At 65.8% G+C, this 24060-nt stretch carries 21 protein-coding genes and 4 pseudogenes; 4 read left to right on the top strand and 21 right to left on the bottom strand.

Translation table 11 applies throughout. The features are described from left to right. Positions 1-7 precede the first annotated feature (7 nt). Entirely contained in the window at positions 8-703 is a 696-nt protein-coding gene (locus tag ACSJDS_RS19505) for a TenA family protein (protein WP_473034672.1), read from the top strand. Between the two features lie 86 nt (positions 704-789). Here the strand turns inward: ACSJDS_RS19505 and ACSJDS_RS19500 are convergent, their stop codons facing one another. The 9 genes from ACSJDS_RS19500 to ACSJDS_RS19460 form a co-directional block, all read right to left on the bottom strand. Then, the gene (locus tag ACSJDS_RS19500) at positions 790-1809 is read right to left on the bottom strand and encodes a S8 family serine peptidase (RefSeq protein WP_473034671.1); all 1020 of its coding nucleotides are present in this window, start codon (positions 1807-1809) and stop codon (positions 790-792) included. Between the two features lie 457 nt (positions 1810-2266). Continuing rightward, complete coding sequence (locus ACSJDS_RS19495; RefSeq protein ID WP_473034670.1) at positions 2267-2845, bottom strand: anti-sigma factor family protein; 579 nt, start codon at positions 2843-2845, stop codon at positions 2267-2269. Positions 2846-3055: 210 nt separating this feature from the next. Next, positions 3056-3346 carry a hypothetical protein gene (locus ACSJDS_RS19490; protein ID WP_473034669.1) on the bottom strand — a complete coding sequence of 97 codons (291 nt, stop codon included), beginning with the start codon at positions 3344-3346 and terminating at the stop codon, positions 3056-3058. 268 nt (positions 3347-3614) lie between these two features. Next, entirely contained in the window at positions 3615-4172 is a 558-nt protein-coding gene (locus ACSJDS_RS19485) for a sigma-70 family RNA polymerase sigma factor (protein ID WP_473034668.1), read from the bottom strand. Positions 4173-4187: 15 nt separating this feature from the next. Further along, positions 4188-4370 carry a hypothetical protein gene (locus ACSJDS_RS19480; RefSeq protein WP_473034667.1) on the bottom strand — a complete coding sequence of 61 codons (183 nt, stop codon included), beginning with the start codon at positions 4368-4370 and terminating at the stop codon, positions 4188-4190. 498 nt (positions 4371-4868) lie between these two features. Then, complete coding sequence (locus ACSJDS_RS19475) at positions 4869-5111, bottom strand: hypothetical protein (RefSeq protein WP_473034666.1); 243 nt, start codon at positions 5109-5111, stop codon at positions 4869-4871. A gap of 569 nt (positions 5112-5680) precedes the next feature. After that, positions 5681-7456: a hypothetical protein gene (locus ACSJDS_RS19470; protein WP_473034665.1), complete on the bottom strand. Its 1776-nt coding sequence runs from the start codon at positions 7454-7456 to the stop codon at positions 5681-5683. Positions 7457-7605: 149 nt separating this feature from the next. Continuing rightward, positions 7606-7998, bottom strand: a complete 393-nt coding sequence (locus ACSJDS_RS19465; protein ID WP_473034663.1) for a hypothetical protein — start codon at positions 7996-7998, stop codon at positions 7606-7608. A gap of 82 nt (positions 7999-8080) precedes the next feature. Then, positions 8081-8509 (bottom strand): hypothetical protein, encoded by a 429-nt coding sequence (locus ACSJDS_RS19460; RefSeq protein WP_473034662.1) that lies wholly within the window; start codon positions 8507-8509, stop codon positions 8081-8083. Positions 8510-8845: 336 nt separating this feature from the next. Here ACSJDS_RS19460 and ilvD point away from each other — a divergent pair. Then, a pseudogene (ilvD, locus tag ACSJDS_RS19455) lies at positions 8846-10452 on the top strand (dihydroxy-acid dehydratase). 109 nt (positions 10453-10561) lie between these two features. On the opposite strand, the gene ACSJDS_RS19450 reads toward ilvD, so the two are convergent. Genes ACSJDS_RS19450 through dsrO form a run of 5 tightly spaced genes read right to left on the bottom strand, consistent with a single transcriptional unit; the run spans position 10562 to position 15633 of the window. Continuing rightward, positions 10562-10702, bottom strand: a complete 141-nt coding sequence (locus ACSJDS_RS19450) for a hypothetical protein (RefSeq protein ID WP_473034661.1) — start codon at positions 10700-10702, stop codon at positions 10562-10564. A gap of 23 nt (positions 10703-10725) precedes the next feature. Further along, on the bottom strand, positions 10726-13548 hold the full coding sequence (locus ACSJDS_RS19445; RefSeq protein WP_473034660.1) for a molybdopterin dinucleotide binding domain-containing protein: 2823 nt from the start codon (positions 13546-13548) through the stop codon (positions 10726-10728). Continuing rightward, positions 13533-13616, bottom strand: a complete 84-nt coding sequence (locus ACSJDS_RS19440; RefSeq protein WP_473035085.1) for a hypothetical protein — start codon at positions 13614-13616, stop codon at positions 13533-13535. Before ACSJDS_RS19440 ends, ACSJDS_RS19445 begins: the two co-directional genes overlap by 16 nt. 30 nt (positions 13617-13646) lie before the next feature. Further along, on the bottom strand, positions 13647-14873 hold the full coding sequence (gene nrfD / locus ACSJDS_RS19435) for an NrfD/PsrC family molybdoenzyme membrane anchor subunit (RefSeq protein WP_473034659.1): 1227 nt from the start codon (positions 14871-14873) through the stop codon (positions 13647-13649). Then, the gene (gene dsrO / locus ACSJDS_RS19430; protein WP_473034658.1) at positions 14854-15633 is read right to left on the bottom strand and encodes a sulfate reduction electron transfer complex DsrMKJOP subunit DsrO; all 780 of its coding nucleotides are present in this window, start codon (positions 15631-15633) and stop codon (positions 14854-14856) included. The genes nrfD and dsrO overlap by 20 nt, the downstream gene beginning before the upstream one ends. Positions 15634-15941: 308 nt before the next feature. On the opposite strand from dsrO, the pseudogene ACSJDS_RS19425 reads away from it, so the two are divergent. Together ACSJDS_RS19425 and ACSJDS_RS19420 are read left to right on the top strand one after the other, a co-directional pair. Then, positions 15942-16103: pseudogene (locus ACSJDS_RS19425) on the top strand (hypothetical protein); the annotation flags it as partial. Between the two features lie 107 nt (positions 16104-16210). Then, positions 16211-18229: a diguanylate cyclase gene (locus tag ACSJDS_RS19420; RefSeq protein WP_473034657.1), complete on the top strand. Its 2019-nt coding sequence runs from the start codon at positions 16211-16213 to the stop codon at positions 18227-18229. 106 nt (positions 18230-18335) lie between these two features. On the opposite strand, the pseudogene ACSJDS_RS19415 reads toward ACSJDS_RS19420, so the two are convergent. From ACSJDS_RS19415 to ACSJDS_RS19385, 7 genes and pseudogenes are all read right to left on the bottom strand, one after another. Further along, positions 18336-18598 (bottom strand): annotated as a pseudogene (locus ACSJDS_RS19415) (DUF5362 family protein). A 244-nt stretch (positions 18599-18842) separates the two neighbouring features. Beyond that, positions 18843-19121: an XRE family transcriptional regulator gene (locus ACSJDS_RS19410; RefSeq protein WP_473034655.1), complete on the bottom strand. Its 279-nt coding sequence runs from the start codon at positions 19119-19121 to the stop codon at positions 18843-18845. A gap of 144 nt (positions 19122-19265) precedes the next feature. Next, positions 19266-20585, bottom strand: coding sequence for a TRAP transporter large permease (locus tag ACSJDS_RS19405; RefSeq protein WP_473034654.1), 1320 nt, complete (start codon positions 20583-20585; stop codon positions 19266-19268). 79 nt (positions 20586-20664) lie between these two features. Further along, positions 20665-21210 (bottom strand): TRAP transporter small permease subunit, encoded by a 546-nt coding sequence (locus ACSJDS_RS19400; RefSeq protein ID WP_473034653.1) that lies wholly within the window; start codon positions 21208-21210, stop codon positions 20665-20667. Continuing rightward, entirely contained in the window at positions 21203-22222 is a 1020-nt protein-coding gene (gene dctP / locus ACSJDS_RS19395) for a TRAP transporter substrate-binding protein DctP (RefSeq protein WP_473034652.1), read from the bottom strand. The genes ACSJDS_RS19400 and dctP overlap by 8 nt, the downstream gene beginning before the upstream one ends. A gap of 397 nt (positions 22223-22619) precedes the next feature. Continuing rightward, a complete protein-coding gene (locus tag ACSJDS_RS19390; RefSeq protein ID WP_473034651.1) occupies positions 22620-23675 on the bottom strand; it encodes an aminotransferase-like domain-containing protein in 1056 nt (351 codons plus the stop codon). Between the two features lie 206 nt (positions 23676-23881). Further along, a pseudogene (locus tag ACSJDS_RS19385) lies at positions 23882-24043 on the bottom strand (aminotransferase-like domain-containing protein); the annotation flags it as partial. Positions 24044-24060: the final 17 nt, after the last annotated feature.

Here is a 24060-nt window from a genome sequence, read left to right as displayed (position 1 = left end):
ATGCCCTGTGACGACACGCTCCGACTGGAATGCCTGGGCGGCGCAACAGGCAGCGCCGCGAATCACCGACTGGCTGCGCGAGCTCAGCGAGCCCGACTGGTCCGCCACCGTGAACCACCCGCTCTTCGATGCGATGGCCGAGGGGCGCCTTTCCGGTGACGATTTTGCCGCCTATATGGTGCAGGACTACGGCTTCGTCGACCCCTTCACCGCCCTGATCGGCTTCGCCATCGGCCGCGCGCCGAGCATGTCGGACCGGGTGGTGCTGGGACAGTTCATGGGCATGCTGACCAGCGACGAGAACAACACCTTCCAGCGCACCTTCGAGGCCTTCGAGGTGCCCGAGTCCCAGCGCGAGGCGCCGGACCACCTGCCCGAGACCCGGGACTTCCAGGCGCTGCTGCGCGAGACCGGCCGCACCGGCGACTACGCGGAGATACTGGCCGCCCTGGTGGTCACCGAGTGGATCTACCTGGAGTGGGCGCTGCGGGTCACCCGAGCCGAGGGGCTGCACCCGCTGGTGGGGGAGTGGATCGACCTGCACGACAACCCCGCCTTTCAGGACTTCGTGGCCTGGCTGCGCCGCCGCCTGGACGAGGAAGCGGAGGCGCTCGATGACGCCGCTTTCAGCCGCATGGCCGAATGCTTCCGCGAGACCGTGGCGAAGGAACGCGCCTTCCATGACGCCGTGATGCCGCGCTGAGTCGTTTCTACAGCGTGCAGCTCAAGCGCCAGATGGCGCACATGCTGGATGCCACAGCGTCTTGAACTGGCAGTGCATCACCTGAGTCATCCGCATTCGCTTGGCCAGCGTATCAGGCCCCAGCCGTATCGGGTGTCCTTTCCTGGAGGGCCGAGATCGATTGCCGATTCACGTGCATGTTCCAGCCAGTTGTCGCCCAGTTGCTGTGCGGCCAGCAGCGAGGCAAGCACGAAGGGGGTCGCAAGGGAGGTGCCGGATCGGTAGGCGGTGCCGTTCGCAGAGGCCACCCAGATGTCCACGCCGGGGGCGGAAAAGTCGATATAGGCGCCGTGGTTGGCGCGCCGGTAAGGGCGTCCGTTCGCATCCACGGCGGTGGCCGCGACCACGCCCGGAAAGGCCGCCGGGTAAACGGCGGGACCTTCCGGGCCGAGGTTGCCGGCGGCCGCCACCAGCAGAATGTCCTCGGCGAGCAGTCGCTGGAGTATCTCGTCGAGGATACGGTTTTCCCGCCCGCCCAGGCTAAGGTTGATGGCGTCAACTTGCTGACCCATAAGCCAGTCCATTCCCCTGGCGAGGGTGTCGGTGGTGGTCTCAATGTCGTTGCCCCGCTGGCGAAAGACGGCGGCGACGGAAATCGCGGCTTCCCGCATCATGGGCGTAAATCCCTGGTCCGGGTCGCCGACCCAGAGGCTAGCGATCGCCGTGCCGTGGTCGCCGGGTGCGGGTGTCGGGCCAGCGAGTTGCGTCATGTCGATCGAGCGCCCCGCTAAGGCAGGATGTGCGAGGTTCACGGCGGTATCCAGCAGGCCGACTCGGACATTGGCAAGGCAAGCCGTGGCTCCCGTCGACAGGCCGATCATCGCCTGCCCATAGCGTTGCCGAGGGCCGGCCATCAGCCGATAGCGGTGGTTGAGGTCCAGTTGCAAGTCTGGGAACTCTCGCTGAATTTCTGCTAGCAGCATCAGGGTGTCCGCTCCGGCTGGCAGGCGGAAGACACTTACCACTAGCCCCAGCCGTTCCAGTGCCTGGCGGCTCTTGATTCGCAACTGGTAGCCCGCCAGTTCGCGAGCCCCTGCCATGGCCCCGGGCATGTCATGGCTGATCATAACCAGCTCCCCAGGCTCGAAATCGAGACTCTCGCTTGCCGGGACCAGGCCGGTAACGGCCATCGGCTCCGTGTCCACGACGGAGGGCCGGGCGGGGGTATCAGGGTGGAAGGGCCCTGGCCCACCAAGCTGCCGCCGCGCTCCACTCGCGGGCGGTCAGGCTGGGTTTCCCGGGGTGGTGGTACGGGGTCGGGTGGCGGCCGTATCGCGGGCTCCGGGTCGGCCTCTCGCCGTTCGGTTTCCTGGTCGGCTCGGCGGCTGACCGCGGAGTCGGACGCCTCTTGGCGAGTCTCGGTCACCACGTTCTCGAGCAGGGGACGTGCCATGTCGCGGCGCTCGGGATTGCTATCCTGGCCCTGGGCAACCCCGGCCATCAGCAGCAGGGCGCCTGCCATCAGCCAGGCTGCAGGACCCGGACTGAGCCAAGAGTGTGCCGAATCGGCGCTGTCAGGGTGGCTCACGGTTCGCTCACCTCCTCGACAAAGGGCAGCGCCTGGAGTTCTTGTTTCAGGGTGTCACTATCGCTATGCGTTGGCAGCAGAATGGTATAGAGGCCCAGGGCACCGGGACCATCGATGATGCGTGCCTCTCGTGAGCCCAGGCTGTCGCGGATCTGTTCGGCGGTGGCGCTATCGTGAAAGGCGATCCGCAAGCGCGGCCCCTCATGGAGGGGATCACCGGAGAGCGGAGCCCAGTCGCTTCCCGAGGGCGTGCTCAACTGAAAGCCGGTCTGGACGGCCAGCAGCAGGCAGGCCGTCAGGGCCAAGGGTTTCCAGTAGCGTCGACTGCCGGCAACCGTAGGTTGGCTCGCAGCGGCCTCGCGGCGAACGTCCCTCTTCAGTCGGGCCAAGCCGAGTGATACCGGAGGCGAGTCGCTCGTCTGCTGCAGGCTCATTTGCAGGGCCTCCAGCCACTCGACCTCCTTCGCCAAGTCGGGGTCTTCCGACAGCGCCCGCTCCACTTGGCGGCGCTCCTCGTCGGAGAGGCGGCCATTCACGTAGAGGGGCAATTTTTCTTCGACAGTGTTTCTGTCCATGGCCTTCATTCCCGCTAGATGGCTTGTGGGCGCCTGTGGTGACACCACAGACCCAGAATACCTTGTGGTTGGTGGCCAGACCCTGGCCCTGGCCCACTTCACGCAACGTTCAGCAAGGTGTTACTGAGTAGGTCGCTGGCAGTGAAAGGGACGTTCAATGTCGGGTGGTCGGTTGCGTCGGGTTTGAACCGTTTCGCGGGAAGCGACGACTCAAGGCATGTACCACCCACAAACAATGAGGATCACATCATGAAACTCCTTTCCATGAAAAGCGGCGCCTTTACCTGTCTGACTGCTGGATGGCTTCTGGCGGCATCGCTGGGTGCCCATGCCGCCCCGACGGTCGAGGTCGACAAGGAGCGTAGGCACTTGGCCGACTTGTATATGGAATGCGCTGACGGTACTCGGATCTACGCGCTTCAGGGTGGACTGCTTCATCCTGAACTGTGCGACGATCACGGTGGCGTCAAGGGGGGCGGTGGCGGCATTGGTGGTGGGCATAATCCCCGATCCGGCCGGGAACCGTTGCCCCCGTTGAGCTCGAGCGAAATGTTCTGGGGGGCCGCCCGGGCGGTGGTTATACGGATGATCCGGTAGATGCCCAGGACTACAACTCCACGCGTTCCAACAAAAGGGAAAATTGACCTCACCCCCCCTCGTCCTGGTGAATGGGATATCCCCAACAGGTGACATGGAGCAGGTTACGCCCAGCAGCCTCGGATATACGGGAGCGGAGTTGGCGATTTGCCGGCATGGCTGTCCATGGCCTTCATTCCACTCCCGTTTCGGCGCTAGCCAGATGCTGCTTGATCAGCTTCTTGGCATGATAGACGCGGGATTTCACTGTCCCCTCGGGGATATCGATGATCCGGCTGATCTCCTCGTAGTTGAGTTCCTCGAAAAAGACCAGATGAAGGATTTCCCTATGCTCGGGCGACAACCTGGCCATGCCCCTTGCCAGGCGCTGCCTGTCCCGGGCAGCCAGGGTCAGGGCTTCGATATCGGCCCCCGGGGAGTCATCGATCATGGTCTCTTCCAGCTCGGTGGTCCGTCGACGCCCCTGCTGGCGCCAAAGATCCAGTACCTTGTGGTTGGCGATGCCCAGTAGCCAGGTCGTGACTCTGGCCCGCTTCTCGAAACGGCCGGCAGAGCGCCAGACATCCAGCATGGTGTCATTGAGCAGGTCGCTGGCCGTGAAGGGGTCGTTCAATTTCGACAGAAGGAAGTGATAAACGCGCTTCTGATGACGTCGGTAAAACTCGCTCAGAGCCGGCATGTCCTGGTCGGCGATGGCGGCGATCAGCTCACTATCCGGGCGGTCATCCATGGCAACCTCGGGGTGTCAGGGGGCGTGAAGAATGGCCTCGAGAGGGCTTGCGGCCACCACCCGGCCTTGCGCATCCAGGGCGATCAGCCGCCAGTAGTAGCGCTTGTCGGGCTCCAGGTGGCTGAGGAGGGATCGGCTCGGAGAGGTCAAGTTGCGTCTGCCATCGACGACCTGGCCGGTGACGGGGGCGAGATCCAAGTATACCGGCTGGAATCGGCTGTCTCCGGCACGGCCCTCGGGGAATACATCGACTCCCATGGCCTTTGGCCAGCGGTCGTAGAACTCAAGCTGATAGGCATGGCTACCCACTACCGGGTGCCAGCGAAATCGGGTCTGCGTATCCAGCGGATTGGCAGATTCCGGGGGAAGGCGTTCAGGGTGGGAACCCGCCCCTCTCTGCAGAGCTCCCTCGCTGACGCGATAGCTCAGCGTGGGCAATCCCTCTATCTCGGTGGGGGAGAAAACGCAGCCTGACCCGGTGTATGCCAGGGGTATCGCTGGGTAGTGGGGGCGAGGTCAGTATCATCTCTCGACCGCCTCCCAGGTACTGGCGGACATGGGCCAGCGGGGCATAGAGAGGTTGCCCGCGCGTGCTGGCAGGCGTTGCCACCTCCCAGATGGCATTGACGATGCCGGCCCCCTGATAGCGTATGCGGGCAGTCGCCTGGAGCGGCTCATCCGGCCGCAGGGTCTCGGTCAGGCTGCCGCGATCGAAAAGAGGCTGACGCGCTGAATGGTCACGCCGGTGGCCGAGGGGGCAGCGTCCTCGGGGATGGGGCCGCTGCGACCCGGAATGCCCTGCTGGAGGGTGACCACCTGCACCCCGGTCATTGGCTCGGATCCCTCCAGGGCGAACTGACGAACATAGAAGATTTGTCGTTCGCCCAGGCTGGCAGCCTGCTGGCTGATGGCCGCCGGCACCCGAAGCGACTCGGTCACGCGGAACTCGAAATCGCGCTCATCCGTCGCCGGCCCGAGGGGCTGAACCAGCGGGGTGGGGGATACGCCAAGACGCTGTCCGCTGACCGGATCGCCCAGGAGAAAACCCCTGATTCGACGTCAGCGACTGGGTCAGCTGGGTGTGGGGGCGTGCCTGTCCCCGCCAGGTCAGGTTGATGCGACTGTCCACGCCGACGGTGGCGCTCGGATTGCTGGTGCAGGCAAAGCGGGCATCGCACAGGGCGGTGATCTGAGCCAAGGCATTAGGAGCCAGTGACATCAGCAGCACCAGGAGACATGGGCGAAGGACTTTCATTGCATGCCTCCCGGATAGGCCGTAGGTAGCGTGGTTCGCAGTTCCAGCCAGGCCTGGTCCCGGTTCGAGGTACCTTGACCGTATAGCCGGTCACGCAGGGTGTTGCCGCTGTAACTCACGGATAGGTGCAGTCCGGCACGGTTGCGCTCGGGTTGGCGGATGCGCCAGTCCAGTTGGCCGCTGACGAAGAGGGATTCATCTCGCTGCGGAAAGAAGGGGTCGTCCTGGGCATTGTTCCTGTTGAGGCTCAGGTTCAGAACCCCCGAAAGCCGGTCGGGTATGAACTGGGCGTTGCCTCCCAGCGAGACGATCTGCTGGTCGATCCGCTCTCCGCCAACCCGATAGCGTGTCTGGCTGCCCTGCCAGCCCAGATTGATCCGGTAGTCCTCGGAGAGCTCCAGGCCGAGCTGCCACCCCAGGTTGTGGGTGTCGCTATCCGGTTGCCAACCGGTGTGGTCCGTGAAACGTTCCGTGCCGACATCGACCGACCAGTGCCAGTCGTCCTGGCGGAAGGCAGCGCTAGCTTGTATGCCCTGGACGCGCGTATCGTTAGGGAGAAATCCGCTGGGTGTGCGCTTGTCCTTATGCTCGTCACGGTCCAGTGACAGGGAAATACTGGGTTGTCCCAGCCGGTCGAACAGGCTGCCCGGCGGGGCAGGATCGTACTCGTCATAGCCCAGCAGCATGTGCCATCGGCGTGTTTGCGTGGTGGCGTAGGCGGCGAAGTTGTCGAGGTTGTCCTCTTCAACGGCAAGGCTGGCGTCCCAGTACCATTTATCGCGGTCGGCTGAAGCGAAAAATCGGCGCAGGTAGAGATCGGCAGGAAGGTTGCTGTGGGCCAGGCTGCGATAGAAAGGGCCAACCTTTTGCGCCTCGACACCAATTTGCCAGTCGAGTGGCGTCTCCCAGCGGGTGGGGTCGGGTCCAGGGATACCAGGGCTGACCAGGCAGAATCGATGACGGGATCAAAGCCGAAACCACGCCCATCGAAGTCGTAGCGACTGGTGGCATGCTCCCAGCGCATCCTCAGCCTGCGTTCCAGAAAGAAACCATCCAGCACGGCATTCCAGGCATGGCCGTCGTTGACGCGGGTTGGCGGTGTGGCGCTCCAACTGCCGGCATCGGGCTGGCTGATGCCCCCGGAAAGGTAAGTGGCGGAAAGCTGCACCTCATGGGTGTCTCCCGGTTGCCACTGGCTCTGCCAGCGGGCGCCGATGATGCGGTTGTCGGGGTCGTTGAGCCCCAGGCCATCGTCGATGCCCAGCTCGCGGTTCCCGCTCATGCCGAACAGCTGGAAGGTGGTGTCGAAGGTGTCCAGTGACAGTTCCCCCTGAAGGCCGCGCTGCTGGTAGCCGTCCATCACCAGGCTTTGCTGCCCCATGCGCTGGTCGCCTGCGGTTACGCTGGTTCGCTTGGTTTCGGCGAGAAGGGAGAACTGGGGTATGTCCAGGCGCCGACCGGTAATGCTCCGCTCGGGGCGATCGGCATACGCCAGCTCGCCGCTGGCTTCGATACGCACCTGCTCGGACTGTAGTTCGGTGAACCATTGACTGTAGCCGTCGGCGTTGAAGTCGTCAGGGCCCGACATATGGTGCTCGGCGAGACGCTGGTTGACGGTCACTTCACTATTACCCTCGATGGTGATGGTCTTGAAGGTGGCGGTCTGACGCACCTCGAAGGTCCAGTAGCCAAACTCCTCTACCGAGCCGTCATCGCCATAGTACATCAGGCGCAGTTCATGCTTTCCGGCGGACATGGCACTGACCGGCTGATAGTGCAGGCGGCGGTGGGTCCACTCCACCATCTCGGTAACGTCGATACTGTCGAGCTCCAGTCGGATCATGGGCTGCCACTGTGGAGCGATGGCATCCGTGAACCTGAGCTCGAGCGCATCGCCCGGCAAGTAGAAGCTCCGCGCCTCTGGGGCGACCAGCGATGCAGCTCCCCGCAGCTCGGGTAGAGGGGCCGCCCCAACAATGAAGGAGGGTAACAGCAGTAGTGGCGTCAAGAAGCGAGCCAGGTGGGTCATGGTAGGTACCGCCTTGATGCGTGAAGCATTGTTCTTCTTTTCAGCCCGTTCTCAGCCGGAGGGCTTCCCTGGATGTCGCCGTAACCTCCCTGTTCCGACGAGATTTCCCTTGCAAGAGATGAAAGGCCATGACGCGGCCGGCAAACCTCTTATTCCGAGCGTTGGGGGCTTGCGCTGCGCTGCCGGGAGAGGCTGTCCGATGCCGGGCAGCGCATCACGTCGCGCCTCACCCTCTCACCGCCGGATCGCTGGCAGGCCTCCATGTTGCGGGTCATCTCCCTGGAGGCACGGACTACATTGACGTCCTCGTCGTTGCCGCCCGCAATGCCTCCATGTCCCGCGCAGAACAGTGGTGCATTGGTGACCGCGCCATCCAGGTTGGAGTGTATGGAGAACTGGGTGCCATCTTCGCAGACGATGGCGTAATGTAGGGATCCCAGCTGGTGGATGGTATATGCAGAGGCGGCAGGGACCAACAGGATCACGGCCGCCAGGGCGGCAGCGACGGCAACCAGTCGGGATCCATTGAACGTGGATGTCATGGGCATCTCCGGTATTTCCTGGCGGGCAAGGAGCCGGCAGCCATGAACTGGCTATATGACACGGCTACCGGCCTGCTTGGTATCAGTCGCGGGCTCTTTCCATATCCTGTACGTTGACCTTTCCGCCGCCCCCGCCTCTGGCTTGACGAAGCAGCCGAGGGCTTGCCTTGTCCGCACACCTCATGACGTTGCGCTCGACCTGCTCGCCACGACCGCGCTGGCAACTTTCAACGCTGCGGGCCAACTGGCGGTCGGCGGGAAGCACGTCGATGCCACCTCCACCGCCGCCGACCACGCCACCATGGCCCTCGCAGAGGGCTTCGCCGACGATACCGATTCCTTCCGGTCCGCCGGAGTATGAGAAAATGTGACCATCCTGACAGATGATGGCGTAAAGACCGGGTTCAAGTTGATAGACCGTATAGGCGGAAGCAGAGGATATCGTTAGGGAGCTGGCGGCCAGGGTAATGGCGGCAGCGGCGAGACGAGCCTTGGTGAAAATGGCTTTCATGGTGACCTCCGGGGCTTTGTTCTTCGATTCATGAACCTTGCGGGTTCGCAGGTGGGTCGTTCGGGGGATCAAAAGGTTCACTCATTGTTAATGATCGTCACCTCATGTTTTCAGCTTAGCGCCAGTATCAGGGAACACCAGTGGCTTCGGTCTGGTGTCATCGTGGCATCGACGAGGGAGTGGTCCGGGCTGTTGTCAGAAGAGGTGGGGCGGTCCACCCTCTGAGGGTCACGCTATCTTCAGAGGAGCCCTCCCATGAGCGATACCCCGAAAGATTCCCGCCGCCGTCACTCCTCCACCGTGGTGGATGGCCCCGGCAAGGCGGCCAGCCGTGCCATGCTGCGTGCGGTGGGCTTCACCGACGAGGACTTCGCCAAGCCCCAGGTGGGCATCGCCTCCACCTGGAGCATGGTCACGCCCTGCAACAGCCATATCGGCGAGCTGGCCGAGCACGCCCGGGACGGCGCCGACGCCGCCGGCGGCAAGGGGGTGATCTTCAACACCATCACCATCTCCGACGGCATCGCCAACGGCACCGAGGGGATGAAGTACTCCCTGGTGTCGCGGGAGGTGATCGCCGATTCCATCGAGACGGTGGCGGGCTGCGAGGGCTTCGACGGCCTGGTGGCCATCGGCGGCTGCGACAAGAACATGCCGGGCTGTCTGATGGGGCTGGCGCGCCTCGACCGGCCCAGCGTCTTCGTCTACGGCGGCACTATCCTGCCCGGCAAGGGCCACACCGATATCGTCTCGGTGTTCGAGGCCATGGGCGCCCACAGCCGCGGCGATATCGACCAGATCGCGCTCAAGCAGATCGAGGAGACGGCGATCCCCGGCCCCGGCTCCTGCGGCGGCATGTACACCGCCAATACCATGGCCTCGGCCATCGAGGCGCTGGGCATGAGCCTGCCGGGCAGCTCGGCGCAGAACGCCGTCTCCAACGACAAGCGGGAGGACTGCGAGGCGGCGGGGGCCGCGGTGCTCGAGCTGCTCGAACGTGACCTCAAGCCCTCGGACATCATGACCCGGGAGGCCTTCGAGAATGCCATCACCGTGGTGATCGCGCTGGGCGGCTCCACCAACGCGGTGCTGCACCTGATCGGCATGGCTCGCACCGTCGGGGTGGAACTCGCCCTCGAGGACTTCACCCGCATCGGCAAGCGCGTGCCGGTGGTGGCGGACCTGCGCCCCAGCGGCCACTACATGATGAGCGAGCTGGTGGCCATCGGCGGCATCCAGCCGCTGATGAAGACCCTGCTCGACGCCGGCCTGCTCCACGGCGACTGCCTGACGGTGACCGGCAGGACCCTGGCCGAGAACCTGGCGAGCGTCACCCCCTATCCCGACGACCAGCAGATCATCGCGGCTCTGGATCGTCCGGTGAAGGCCGAGAGCCACCTGCGCATCCTGCACGGCAACCTGGCCCCCGAGGGGGCGGTGGCCAAGATCACCGGCAAGGAGGGCACGCGCTTCTCCGGCACCGCCCGGGTGTTCGGCTCCGAGGAGGAGGCCCAGGCGCGCATCAACGACGGCACCGTGGTGGCCGGCGACGTGGTGGTGATCCGCTACGAGGGGCCAGGGGCGGGCCCGGCATGCGCGAGATGCTCACGCCGACCTCGGCGATCATGGGCCGGGGGCTCGGCAGCGAGGTGGCGCTGATCACCGACGGGCGCTTCTCCGGCGGCAGCCACGGCTTCGTGGTGGGCCACGTGACCCCGGAGGCCTTCGACGGCGGCCCCCTGGCGCTGGTGGAGGATGGCGATGTGATCACCATCGACGCCGAGGCCGATACCATCGACGTCGACCTCACCGACGAGGAGCTGATGCGCCGCCGCGCCGCCTGGCAGCAGCCCGCCCCGCGCTATACCCGCGGGGTGCTGGCCAAGTACGCCGCTCAGGTCAGCTCCGCCAGCACCGGGGCGGTCACCGACGTCTTCGACTGAGCCCCCGGCGACTGACAGGGTCGCCAACGACAGCGCCCCGCCGGTTTCCCGGCGGGGCGCTCTGCCTTTCAGTGGCTGACTCGGGCGCGCTGACTCAGGCGCGGCTGGTTCAGGCCTTGTGGACCCTCACCGGCAGGCCCTGGCGCACGCTGGCGCCGCTGATGGGCTCGAGCCAGGTGCCGTCCACGTTGCGGGTCGGGTCCCGGAAGCCCAGGTCGTTGATGTTGATGCCGGCCCTCAGCCAGGGCATGTCCGGCTGGGACTCCCCGTCGATCACATGGGGGTGGCGCCGAGATCCCGGTGGCCGTAGCCGTGCTCGATGCCGAGCGACCCCGGCATCACGCTCTCGCTGATCAGCGCCAGGCCCACCACGCTGCCGCCGGGGCTCTCGATGCGGATGGTGTCGCCGTGGGCAATGCCGAATCGTTCGGCGTCCTGGCGGTGCATCTGCACCGGGTTGTAGGGCTTGATCATGCGCAACCGCTCGTTGCCGATGGCGTAGGAGTTCATCAGGTTGGACTTGAAGGAGAAGGCGAGCAGCGGCCACTTCTCCTCGGGAAACACCTCGCGCATGGCCTGCTTGTTGGCCAGCAGCGGCAGGCTGTGGCCGGGCACGCCGCGGTTGGGCTCGCCGCTCATGGTGTCGATGCTGGTGCCTACCACCTCGTTGTAGACGCACAGAGTGCGCCGCCAGGCGTTGGTCAGCCGCTCGCCCCGGAAATGGTCGCTGGCGTCCTGGAAGCGCCCGCCGCGGGCGTAGAGGTAGGCCACCCGGCCGCGCTCATCGTCCTTGAGGGTGCGCTCGAGGCGCGGCAGCAGCGGAGCGATGCCGCCGTGGGCGATGTCGCTCTCGTCGGCTTCGGGCAGTGGCTCGTCCTGGAAGGCGATGTTGGCCGCGGCGCGCAGGTAGTAGTCCTCGGCGCGATTGAGCGGGTGCAGCTTGCCGTCGGCGTCGGGGATCGCCTCGTCGCCGAAGCCGGAAAGGCCCAGGCGTCTGGCCACGGCGATGAAGAAGCTGTCCATGGAGACCGGCTCGCCCTCGGCGGTCTTCTGCTGGCGTGGCTCCACCACCGGCCAGCAGGCGGTAGTCAGCTTGCCCAGCGCGCCCTTCCAGGCGCCGGTGAAGCCCCACACCTCGTACATCACCGAGTCGGGCACGATGTAGTCGGCGTAGCGGTTGGTCTCGTTGATGAAGCCGTCCACCGCCACGAAGAGCCCCAGGCGCTTCGGGTCCTTGAGTTTGTCGGCGATCATCGCCTCGAGCCCGGCCTGGCCGTAGATGGGGTTGGCCATGCAGCCGATCACCGCCTTGATCGGATAGGGGTAGCCGTCCAGCGCTGAGGGCAGGTGCTCGGTGAGGGTGGGCGGGGCGAAGGAGCGCCACGGCGCCCTGGCCGGGTAGGGGTTCTCGCCGGCCTCCACCTTGCGGCGGTATTCCGAGGAGCGCTCGTAGGGAAACCGCGACCGGGAGAGGAAGACCCCCTGGGGGCCGCGCTTGCCGGGGAAGTTGGCCAGGTCGTAGCGCGGGCCGGTGCCGGTACCGCTGAAGGTGCCGCCGCCCACGGCGCTGCCGCCCTTCATGTTGTAGTTGCCGGCCAGCAGGTTGAGCATCTGCACGGCGAAGGCGGAATAGAAGCCGTTGCCGGACATCATGCCGCCGTGGCAGTTGACCACGGCGCGGCGGCCGTGGCTGGCGTAGCGTTCTGCCAGCTCGACGATGGTGGCCTCGGGGATGCCACAGTGCTCGGCGTACTCGGCCAGATCAAACTCGTGGGCCGACTCCTGCAGCAGGGTCATGCTGCTCTTCACGCGCACGGTGGCGCCATCGGCGAGTTCCACCTCGCGGTCGACGAAGAGCTCGGCGGCCATCGCCTCTTCGCCGTGGGTCAGCTCGCCGTCGACCACCACCAGGGGGGCGTCGTCGTCGCTGTCGGCCTCCGCCAGGCCCAGGTCGCTGGCGCGCAGGAAGTGGCCACGGCGCTGGTGGTCCGCGGTGTCGATCACCAAGTGGCTGGCGTTGGAGTGGGTGGCCTCGCCGGCGGCTTCCGCGGCGGCCTTGCCCGGTAGTGCCAGGAACTCCGCGGCATAGCCCTCGTTGTCGAGCAGCCAGCGGATGATGGCCATGGCGAAGGCGCTGTCGGTGCCGGGGCGGATCGGCACCCAGCGGTTGTGCTCGGCGGCGTGGGAGGCGGCGGCGTTCAGCGCCGGGTCCACCACCACGTACTCCAGGGTGCCGGCGGCCCGGGCCTGGGCGATCAGCCGGCCCTGGCGCTTGAAGGGGTTGCCGGCCTGGCTCGGCGCGCAGCCGATGTACATGATGAAGCGGGCGTTCTGGATGTCCGGCTTGACGTGGGCGTTGGCGCCCAGGTCGTTCATCACCGCCCCCGAGCCCATGCGGAAGGCCAGGCCGCAGTAGGCGCCGTGGTGGCCGTAGTTGCGGGTGGCGAAGGCGTTCAGCGTGAAGCGCTTGAGCAGCTCGGAGCGGCCATAGTCGGTGGCCTCCATCACCATCAGCTGGTTGGCCTTCGGGCCGTACTCCGGGTTCTCCGGGTCGATTAGGGTGTCGTGGTCATGGATGGCGCGAAGGCCGTCCACGTGGCCCTCGCCGAACAGGTCGCCGCCCTCGCAGACCTCCTCGATCAGCTGCTCGAAGGAGATCTTCTGCCAGCGGCGCTCGCCCCGCTCGCCCACCCGCTTGAGGCAGTGGTCGATGCGGAAGGGGCTCTCCAGCTGGCTCATCATGGCGTTGCCGCGGGCGCAGGCGGTGGAGCGGTTGACCTGGCCCTGGCCGCCATAGGCGCTGACGTGGCGCAGCGCCTCGGCCACCGGGGTGCGCATGGGCAGGTGATCGTCGGCGGAGAGCGGGTGGTAGGGGTTGCCGGAGACGCGCAGTACCCGGTCGCTCTTGTTGTCGACGCGCACCCGCACGCCGCACTGGGTGGTGCAGCCGTAGCAGATGGTGAAGGCGGTGCGCTGGTCCGGGTTGAGGGTCAGCTCGCCGCTGTCGAGATCGACCCGATACTCCGGCGCCAGGGAGTTGCCGTGGATCGGGTGCTTCGGCGTCTCGCCGGCGCTGCCGGTCACGCCCTTGGCCATCTTGGCCAGGGGTCCGAGTAGCCGGCGACGAAGGTGGCGGCACCGCCGGCGGCGACGGCACCCTTCATGAAACGGCGGCGTGAGGTGTCGACGGGGACTTAGCCATGGCGGGGCGCTCCTTCTATGTTCTGTGCAGCGCGTTGGGCGTCGGACTGTGCGGTGCTGTCGGCTGACGCAGTGCTATCCGAGAGTGAGACGTCGGCGGCGCTGCCGCCCTGGCGCGCCTGGCGCCAGGGGATCAGCAGGTCGATCACGAGGGCGGCGGCGAGCCACAGGCCGAAGGTGCCGACGATGCCGAGGATGCCGGAGGAGCCGGCGGGGATGCCGTAGTGGTGGAAGCCGGCGCTGTTGCGGGCCACGTGCTGCACGTCCATCAGCACCACCCAGCGGAACATCCAGCCCATGTGGATGGCCACCAGGCCCAGCACCCAGGCCCAGGCGAAGAGGGCCGGGCGGTGGGCGGCGGGGCGGGTGAGCAGATAGAGCACGGCACCGAACAGCGCCACCCCGGTCAGGCCGCCCCAGAGGGCGGTGCTGCGCCAGGAGGGGCTTGCGCGCACCGAGTCGAGCGCCGCGGCCACCGAGCCGACGTTGGCGTTGATGCCGTCCAGGAACCAGCTGCCGGCGACCAGGCCCGCCACCAGGCAGGCGCCCAGCAGCACCCTGAGCATCTGGCCGATGGTGGCCTGGTCACGCAGGCCGCTCACCCGGTTGAGCACCAGGAGCAGGCCGGCGGCGGCGATGAAGCCGGTGGCGACCAGCATCGGCGGCAGCCAGACGGTGTTCCACAGCGGGCGCGCCTTGACCACGGCGAGCTCGGCGCCGGTGTAGAGCATGATGCCGGTGGAGAGCGCCAGGGTGCCCAGGCCCGCCAGCACCAGCGCCGCGCGCGGGGTGGGGGCGGCACCGAACGACAGCAGGCGGGCGGCGAGGCCCGGCAGGCCGGAGGCCTGGCGATTGGCCTGCAGCGCCGGGCGCCAGGCCAGCCAGGCGAGCAGCAGCACGCCCACCACGTAGAGCGGCAGCAGCAGGCTGCCGATGGACATCCAGGAGCTCGAGGTGGCGTAGGCGTAGAAGTGCCAGAAGCGCAGCGGCTGGTGCAGGTCGGCGAGCAGCGCCACCGGGGCGACCAGGGTGGTGGTCAGGCAGGCCAGCATGGCCAGGCGCGCGGTGGGCAGCCAGCGCTGCTTGCCGAACACCAGCGCCGGGGCCGCCAGCCACAGGGTGGCGTAGGAGAGCGCGATCAGGAAGAAGTACTGCACCGCCCAGGGGTACCAGGCGATGGCGTAGCGGGGCGCGAGCAGCTCAATGGCCATGGAATTCATAACCCATCTCCTTGCCGTGGGGGTCGAGGACTTCCAGGGCCACCGGCTCGGCGAGCGGGCGCGTGATGAAGCGCTCGTCCATGCCGAGGTAGAAGACCTGGGGCAGGGTGTTCTTTTCGGGCTGCAGCACCATCAGCTCGTCGCGGTGCTCCGCGATCATGCGGCTGATCTGGCTTTCCGGGTCGCGCATGTCGCCGATGATCCGCGCGCCGCCCACGCAGCTCTCAACGCAGGCCGGCAGCAGGCCGGCTTCCAGGCGGTGGGCGCAGAAGGTGCACTTGTCGGCGGTCTGGGTCTTGTCGTTGATGAAGCGGGCGTCGTAGGGGCAGGCGTTGACGCAGTAGGCGCAGCCCACGCAGCGGTCGCTGTCCACCACCACGATGCCGTCCTGCTGCTGGTAGGTCGCCTGGACCGGGCAGACCGGCACGCAGGGCGGGTTCTCGCAGTGGTTGCATAGGCGCGGCAGCATGAAGGTGGCAAGCTCTCCGGTCTCCTGATGCTCCACCTCGTACTGGGAGACGGTGGTGCGGAACTTGCCCATGGGGGCGTCGTTCTCGATATGGCACGACACGGTGCAGGCCTGGCAGCCGATGCACTGGCGCAGGTCGATGAGCATGCCGTAGCGCTTGGTGGGGTCGCCTTCTCGGCGGGGCGGCTGGCTGTTGATGCCGGCGCTGGCAACGCTCGAAAGCGGTATCAGGGCGGCACCCGCGCTGAGGCGAGCGAGCTGGCCGAGAAGGGAGCGGCGAAGGGGGTCCATGGCGCCTCCGGTGGCCTGGGTGTCGCGGGGGATCGCCCCGCGGCGGGAAAGAGGGTGACAAAGGAAAGCCTACCTGCGACCAAGGTCGATAGGATTGATATGCATCAAGAAATCATTAGCAAGCTCTTAATATTCACATAATGTTTTAGTAAGCGTATGATAGGTAAGGGAAAGTGGAGAGAAAAAGAGATGGAAAGTGAGCCGCAAGTATTCCTGAGGTTCAGAAAGCATCACCCCCGCCGGTGGTCCGGCAGGGGGTGGCATGGGATGCGTCGATGTCAGTGGGCCGTTGGTTGAGGGGCTCGGTGGAGCTGATCACCATCGACGTCGACCTCACCGACGAGGAGCTGATGCGCCGCCGCGCCGCCTGGCAGCAGCCCGCCCCGCGCTATACCCGCGGGGTGCTGGCCAAGTACGCCGCTCAGGTCAGCTCCGCCTCGACGGGGGCGGTGACCGATTGGCAGCCGTGAGGAGTAGGCAGGCCGGTGGCGTCGTCGAGCCCATGAGTGACCCAAATGTGAGGTCGTGTTATTATTTGTAATAATGTCGATATAATCCGTTTGGGAAAGGAAAATCAATGATAGACCCTGGCGCCGCCCCTGATGCCGGCCCGTTCGAATCCCTGGTGAGGGGACTACCCGTGCCGGTGTTGGTGGTGGATGGTGAAGGCGACATCCAGTTTGCCAACGAGGCGGCGCTGGGGCTTTTCGAGCCAGCGATGACCGGTGAGCGGGCGAGCCTGGCGCAGCTGTGGAGCGCTGCGGACTGCCGAACTATTCGCGAGGGCTGGTCGGCGCTAGGCGAAGGCGGGCCTGAGGATCACTCTCAGGGTCCCTTTACCACCCTGACCGGCCAGACGTTCGCCGAGGTGCGTGCCAGCCGCCTGGCCTGGCAGGGCAGTCCGGCCATTCAGCTGACGCTGCTCGCGCCGCTCTGGCGAGACGAAGTCGATCAGGTCTCGCTCTACCGGGAGATGTTCAGCACCAACTCGGCGGTGAAGCTGCTGGTCGATCCCCTCGACGGGCGCATCGTCGATGCCAACCCGGCGGCGGCGGCCTTCTATGGCTACTCGCTTGCCGAGCTCAAGCGGATGAACATCGCCGAGATCAACTGCCTTGGCCCCGATGAGATACGGGCACGAATGGCCGAAGCGCGGGCCTGCCATCAGCTGTTCTTCGAGTTTTGCCACCGAACTGCCTCGGGCGAGCGGCGCGACGTGCATGTCTACTCCGGACCGGTCACGGTGGGGAAGCGCCACTATCTGCACTCCATCATCGTCGATGTCACCGCCGAAAAGCGCTATCAGGCCGAGCTGGAGGTGGATCACGAACTGTTTTGCCACCTGCCGGTGGGCGTCTACCGCAACACCCCGGGGCCCGAGGGACGCTTCATCACCGTCAACCGGGCCATGCTTTCGATCTTCGAGGCCGAGTCCCAGGGGGAGCTCCTGGCGGTGCCCATTGCCCGGCTGTATGACGCGCCCGATCAGCGTGAGGCTTTCAGCGAGACACTGCTGCGCGAAGGGGCGGTCAACCGCTGGCCGCTGCAGCTGCGTTCGCTGAAGGGTCGGCCGATCTGGGTCGAAGTGACCGCGCGGGCGCGGACCGAGCCGGATGGCAGCCTGGTGTTCGATGGCGTCATGGAGGACGTGACCGCGCGCAAGGAGGCACAGGTGCTGACGGAGCGTCTGACCCACCTGCTGGATGCCTCCCCGGACTTCGTCTCCATCACCGACGCCAAGCAGCGGGTGGTCTACCTCAACAAGGCGGGACAGCGTCTGCTGGGGGAACTGCCCGATCGCCTGCCCGAGGCCCTCTCGGTGGCGCACCCGGAGTGGGCGCAGCGGCTGATCGAGGAGCAGGGCATCCCCTTCGCCCAGCGCCATGGCTACTGGTACGCGGAGACGGCGCTGCTGACGTCTCGGGGAGAACTGCCGGTGTCGCAGCTGATCGTGGCCAGGCGCGATGAGCATGGCGAGCCGGACAGCATCGCCACCATCATGCGCGATATCAGCCAGACCAAGCACTATCAGGCCGAGCTGGAGCATCTCGCCGGCCACGATCCCCTCACCGGTGCGGTCAACCGCGGGCGCTTTCTCTCCCTGCTGGAGCGTGAGCGTGTCATGGTGCGCCGGAGCGGGCGCCCGCTGAGCCTGGTCATGCTGGATCTGGACCATTTCAAATGGGTCAACGATGGCTTCGGGCACAGCATCGGCGACGAGGTGCTGCGCAAGCTGGTGGCGATCTGCAAGGAGCACCTGCGCGAGGCGGATGTGTTGGCGCGCTGGGGCGGCGAGGAGTTCATGCTTCTGCTGCCGGATACGGACTTGTCGGGCGCCATGATCCTGGGGGAGCGACTGCGCCAGGCGATCGAGACGGCAGATTTCGACCCCGTTCCCCGCGTGACCAGCAGCTTCGGCGTGGCGGAGATTGCCCCGGATGAGCCGGAGTCGCGCTGGCTGAAGCGCCTCGATGCCGCCCTGTATCGGGCCAAGGCTGAGGGCCGAAACCGCCTCTGCAGCGCCGAGCCGGCGTCAACCGCTACTCCGCCGGTACCGGGTCGCTGGCACGCACCAGGCCGGCGCGGCTATGCCTGACCGGGCGGCGGGGCTGCCGGACTGATCGCTGAGCCAACGACGACAGCGCCCCTGGCGGATCCCCGCCAGGGGCGATGTCGTAGAGCTGGAGTTGGGCGGAGAAGGCTTACATGCCGCCCATGCCTCCCATCATGCCGCCCATGCCGATGGCGCCGAACAGCAGGCCAACCACGGCGATGACCAGGTAGATCAGGATCAGCACGCCGAAGATGGTGAAGTAGGTCTTGAGCTTGCGCATGGCGTGCTTCATCTCGAGATGGTCGCCACTCTCATAGACCCGTCCGGTGGCGCCGGCGGCCTGCATCAGCACCCAGCCCCCCAGATCGGAATCCAGGCGACGATCAGGCCGACAATCGACAGCGCGGTCATCAGTCCCGAGAGAATCAGCATCACACCGGTAAGCTGCATCCAGAACTTGCCCCGGTAGAGGGGCTCGATAAGGTCGCGAAGTGGCTCTTGGGGGGTGTTGGATTCCATGTAACGCTCCCTGTTGTGATTGCCTTGACGCCCGCGACTCTAGCAGCCGCGGCGCTGTGCGTCCCCTGCCTATGAAGGGGGAGTGCAAGGCGCCCCGTCGTGACGAGGCGAGGGTATGAGGGCGTGAGCGTAAGGGCTAGTGGGAGCCACCCTCCGGGTCGATGGTGCGATGCACGAGGCGCAGCTCATCTACCGAGAGGTGTTCCAGCCGTCCGGCCAGCAGGTCGCTGATCTTCTGGGCCGGCAGCCCGGCTCGACGGGCGATCTCTCTACTACCGAGATCGGACACGGCGATCAGCCGAGTCACGATGCGCATGAGGCGTGTACGTTTTTCCAGGTCCCTGACGTCGAGGTCAGGGCATCTAGGCGGAGGTTCGTTGCGCTCCGCGCTGATGGTATGGCGTGCCGTGCTCATGATGCTCCATTGGGCGATTTCGACATCCCCATCATGGGGGCTTTTCAGGAATTTTGCCAGTGTCGATTCGCTGATGCGTTGGTGGCAGCGGGAAGGAGGCGCCGGTGGAGGGCGCGGGGGTCTGGCTGGCCCCCGCGGTGAGGCTTAGAAGAGTCGTTCGGGCAGCCACAGGGCGATGCTCGGGAAGGCGACGATCAGCGCCAGGCCGAGGATCTGCAACGCCACGAAGGGCAGGGCCGAGCGGTAGATGTCGACGATGGTGATCGACTTGGGCGTGACCGACCTCATATAGAAGAGGTTGTAGCCGAAGGGTGGCGTCAGGTAGGCGGACTGCATACTGAGGATGAACAGCACCGCAAACCAGGTGGTGTCGAAGCCAAGCTCCCGCACGATGGGCACGTAGAGGGGAACCGTGATGAAGAGGATCGCAAAATCATCCAGGAACATGCCGAGCAGGAAGAAGCTGAGCAGCATGAAGATGATCACGGTATAGGGCGACAGGGCGAAGTCGTGAACGATGTCGCTGATGATCATGCCCGCGCCCAGGCCCATATAGATGCGGCTGAAGAAAACCGCGGCAATGGCGATCCAGATCAGCATCCCGGTGATCTTGGTGGTATTGAGCATCACGTAGCGCAGCAGCTTCCAGCTCAGCTTGCCGCGCATGGCCGCGATCAGCAGGGCACCGCCGGCCCCCACGGCAGAAGCCTCGGAAGGAGAGGTCACGCCACCGATGATGCAGCCGAGTACCGTCACCACCAGCAGGCCCGGTGCGATGATGTGGCGCAGCGACTGGAGCTTCTCCTTGGCGGTGAAGCGCTCTTCGGCGGGGGCGGCGGGCCCTAGCTCGGGATTGAGACGGCAGCGGATCAGGATGAACGCCATGTAGATGGCGGCCAGCATCAGGCCGGGCATCAGCCCCGCCGCGAACAGCTTGCCTACCGATTCACGGGCCAGGAAGGCGTAGACGATCATCAGCACGCTGGGCGGGATCAGAAAGCCCAGGGCGCCGCCGGCCATGATGGTGCCGGTGACCAGGCGCTTGTGATAGCCACGCTTGAGCATGGCCGGCAGGGCGATGATTCCCAGGCTGACGGTCGCCGCGCCGGAAACGCCGGCCATGGCGGCGATCAGCGCGCAGATCAGTACCGTGCCAACGCCGAGCCCGCCGGGGATGCTGCCCATCAGCTTGTGGATCATGTCGAAGAGGGCGTCGGTGATCCCGGATCGTTCGAGTACCAGGCCCATGAAGATGAACAGCGGCAGGGACACCAGCAGGAAGTTGTCCATGGCGCTATAGGCGGAGGCCAGCAGCAGGTCCAGACCGCCGGGACCGAACATCAGGTAGGCGCTGCCCATCCCGGAGATCATCAGCGCCAGGGCCAGCGGGGCCCCCATCGCCATGAGCACCAGCATGGAGAGAAACATGATGGCGGTGATTGTCAGGGGCTCTAGTTCAGCCATAAGCAAGCTCTATGTGAGACACGCCGGTCGAGCGTGTCTGTCGTGAAGCGTATGGGAAGCGGCGCTCAGGAGGTGTTGGCTAGAGAGCGGCGTCTTCCTGGTCGTCGCGGGGGTCCTGATAGGCGAAGCCCGCCAGGCGAAGGGCCGCCCGTACCAGCTCGGCCAGGCACTGCAGCATCATCAGGGCCACGGCCAGGGGAATGGTCGCCTTGATCGGCCACAGGGGAGGACGCCACACGCTGCGGTTGGAAAACTCACCGATGCGCCAGGAGTGATAGGCGAAATCCACCGCCATATGGAGGACCACCGCCAGTACCACCAGCGCCAGGCTGAAGATCACCACATCGCAGAAGGCCTGGACACGGAACGGAAGCAGGCGATAGATGACGTCGCTGCGCACGTGGCCGTGATGGCGAAGGGTGTAGCTTCCCGCCAGGATGCTCAGGGCGCCGAAGAACATGGTCGACAGCTCATGTCCCCAGATGGTGGGGGAGTTGAGCAGGTAGCGAGCCACGACCTCATAGATCAGCACCCCGATGATGCCCAGCGTCAGCCAGGAGACGGCCCTTCCGACCCAGTCGGAAAGGCCATCCTGCACCCTCAGGTAGCGGGTGACTTTACTCACTCAAACGTCCTTGCTCGATAGCGTTGTTGATCAGGATCTCGACGGCACGCGCGTTGCGCTCGGACTTCTCGGCTTCCGCTTCCCAGATGGGCAGTGAGGCCTCGGCCAGGCGCCGGGAGTCGTCTTCCGGAAGCGTGGCGAACTCGAAGAGCTCCCCTTCGTCGATGATGCGCTGGTTGCCCTCTTCCAGCCAGTTATGCACGTCCAGCAGGTACTGGTCGATGGCCTCGGTCAGGATGCTCTGCTGCTCCTCGCTGAGGCCTTCCCAGGTGCGCGGGTTGATCAGGGCGTTTTCGGTCCAGCCGGGGTTGAGCAGATTGATGTCGGTATAGTGCTCGGCGACTTCGTGCAGCTTGAGCTGCTCGTACTCTACCGGTCCGCCGTAGACGGCCCCGTCGATGACGCCGGTGGAGAGGGCCACGTAGAGCTCTTCGCCGGGCAGGAAGACGGTGGGGATGTCGAAGGCTTCCAGCACGGTGGCGATCGAGCTCGTCGCGCGGATGCGCATGGAGCGCAGATCCTCGAGGCTCGAGACCGGTTCGCGGGTCAGCAGGCCGTAGTCGCTGCCGAAGCCGCGGCCGATCAGCTTGACGCCCTGCTCCTCGTAGGCTTCCGCGATCAGCTCGTCGAGCCCCTGGTTGGCGAAGATGTCGCGGGCCTCGTCGGCGTTGACCCAGGCGCCCGGCAGGCCGCCCTCGACGATGCCGATGCCGACGCGCCCCGGCCAGTAGCTGCCGACACCGTGGGCGATATCGATGGTGCCGCGAGCCACGGCGTCAACGAACTGGTCGCTGTCGACCAGTTCGCCACCGCGGAAGAACTGGATGCGAATGGAGCCGTCGCTGGCCTCGCTGACGCGGTCGCGCAGGTCGGCGGCGATGGAATCGACCTCGGTGCCGTAGAAGGTGTGCATCCGCAGGCGGACATTGTCGGCATACGCTAGCTGGCTGGCGACCAGGGATGCCGCGATGGTGGTGCTCAGGGTGCCTTTGAACAGAGTGGAAAGCTTCATTGAGGCCTCTTCATGATCGGGTTGTCGGATTGTTCGTTGTCTGGATATTGGCCCTAGCCATGATGCCGAGTGTGCATCGGCGATTCGATTTGAGCATAAGACAGAAATTGAGATCATACAAATTTCCGCATTATGTCTATATTTTCGGCGGCGCGATTTCCCTGCAACGACTCGCTCGAATGGCGCTCGAGCCGCAGCCCACCGCTTGCCGTGCACCTCAGGCGTCGAGAGAACGCTAGCAGCAAAGGCAAGGGCTGCCTATGGACCAGTGCCTGCGAAAAATGGACCAATTGTCCTGTGCCGGTTTGGTACCCGGCTTTGACGTGAGCCCGATGAGTATCCCGGGCGACATGGGGGAGATGGGACTTTGGTCGCGGGGGATGCCAGCCCCTGGACATCAGCCATCGAGGCAGCGTGTCAGCACATGGCGAAGGCGCTCCGCCTCGCTCGCCAGGGTGTTGCCGGAGAGCATCCCGATTCCCAGGATCAGGCCGCTGCGGGGATCGTGTTCTGCGCAGGTCGTGCTGAGCGGACGCGCGATGAGATGCGACTGCAGCAGCCGGTTGACAATGCGCTTGTCATCGACTCCCGGCGCAAACTGCACGCAGAGGCTGATGGAGTGGCTGGGCGGCGAGACGTGGATCACGCCGGGCACCTGCGTCAGCCGGTCGTGCATCACCTGCTGGCGGGCCAGGTAGTCGCGCTGGATGCGTCGGTACCAGGTGTCCAGCTCGCCCTCGGCGATGAACTGGGCCAGGGCGGCCTGGTCCAGCAGGCGCCCTTCGCGGAACACCTCGCTGCGCAGCTGGTTGAGCGGCGCCACCATCGCGCGGGGAGCCACCAGATAGCCCAGACGCAGGCCGGGAAACATCAGCTTCGAGAACGAGCCCACCAGCAGGTGCCGGGCCGAGCGGCCATCGAACATCAGGTTGGCGCCGTCCTCACCGGTGAACTCATAGTCGTCCTCCAGCACGAAATCGGGCTTGAGGCGGGCGCAGAGTGCCTGCCGGTGTGTGCGGGAGGTGGACACGCTGAGCGGGTAGTGGTGTGAGCCGGTGAAGTAGGCCAGCCGCACGGGGGCCGTGCGGTCACCCTGGGCATGGCCCCCCTCGGGAGACCAGGCCAGCTGATCGACCCTGGTGCCCGCCGCGGTGAAGACGTTGCGGGCGCCCCAGTAGCAGGGGACTCCACTGAGCACCCGGTCGCCGACATCGGTGAGGGCGAGGGCGCACAGCTCGATGCCGTTGTGGGTGCCCTCGGTGATGATGATCTGATCGGTCTCGCACTCCAGCTGTCGCCAGCGCCAGAGGAAGTCGCGGATGGCGCGCTTGAGCGGGCCATAGCCGCCGCTGGAGTAGGAGAGCAGCAGGGCGTTGCGCGGCACGGTGACGCTGGCGTAGAGCTCCCGCCACTTGGCCATGGGGAACTGGGTGATGTCGGGGATGCCGGGCATGAAGGCCCCGCTCTGGATGGCGCTGGCGCTGGGGGCATCGAGGATGGAGCTAGCGCGTGCCGAGAGGCGCGGGGCGGCGTCGGACGGTGCCGGATGGGACGTGCCCGGGCGGCGGGTCCAGGTGCCCTGGCCCTGTCCGGTGACGATATACCCTCTTCGTCCAGGCGGCGCATGGCCTGGGCCAGGGTGTCACGCGCCACGCCCAGCTCCCGGCACAGCTGGCGGTGCGCCGGCAGGCGGCTGCCCGTGGGCCAGTCGTACAGAATCGCCAGGCGCAGGGCCTGCTCGATGCGCACGCTCTTGCCCAGGCGTTCCGGCTGCTGGCCGAAGCGTGCAATCAGCGAGTCGAGGGAGGCGTTACAGGGCATGTCGGGCAGACCGGCAG

This window comes from Halomonas sp. SL18_1, from assembly GCF_055755715.1.
Note: the sequence above shows the minus strand (reverse complement) of the source record. Positions and strands in the feature narration are given on the sequence as shown.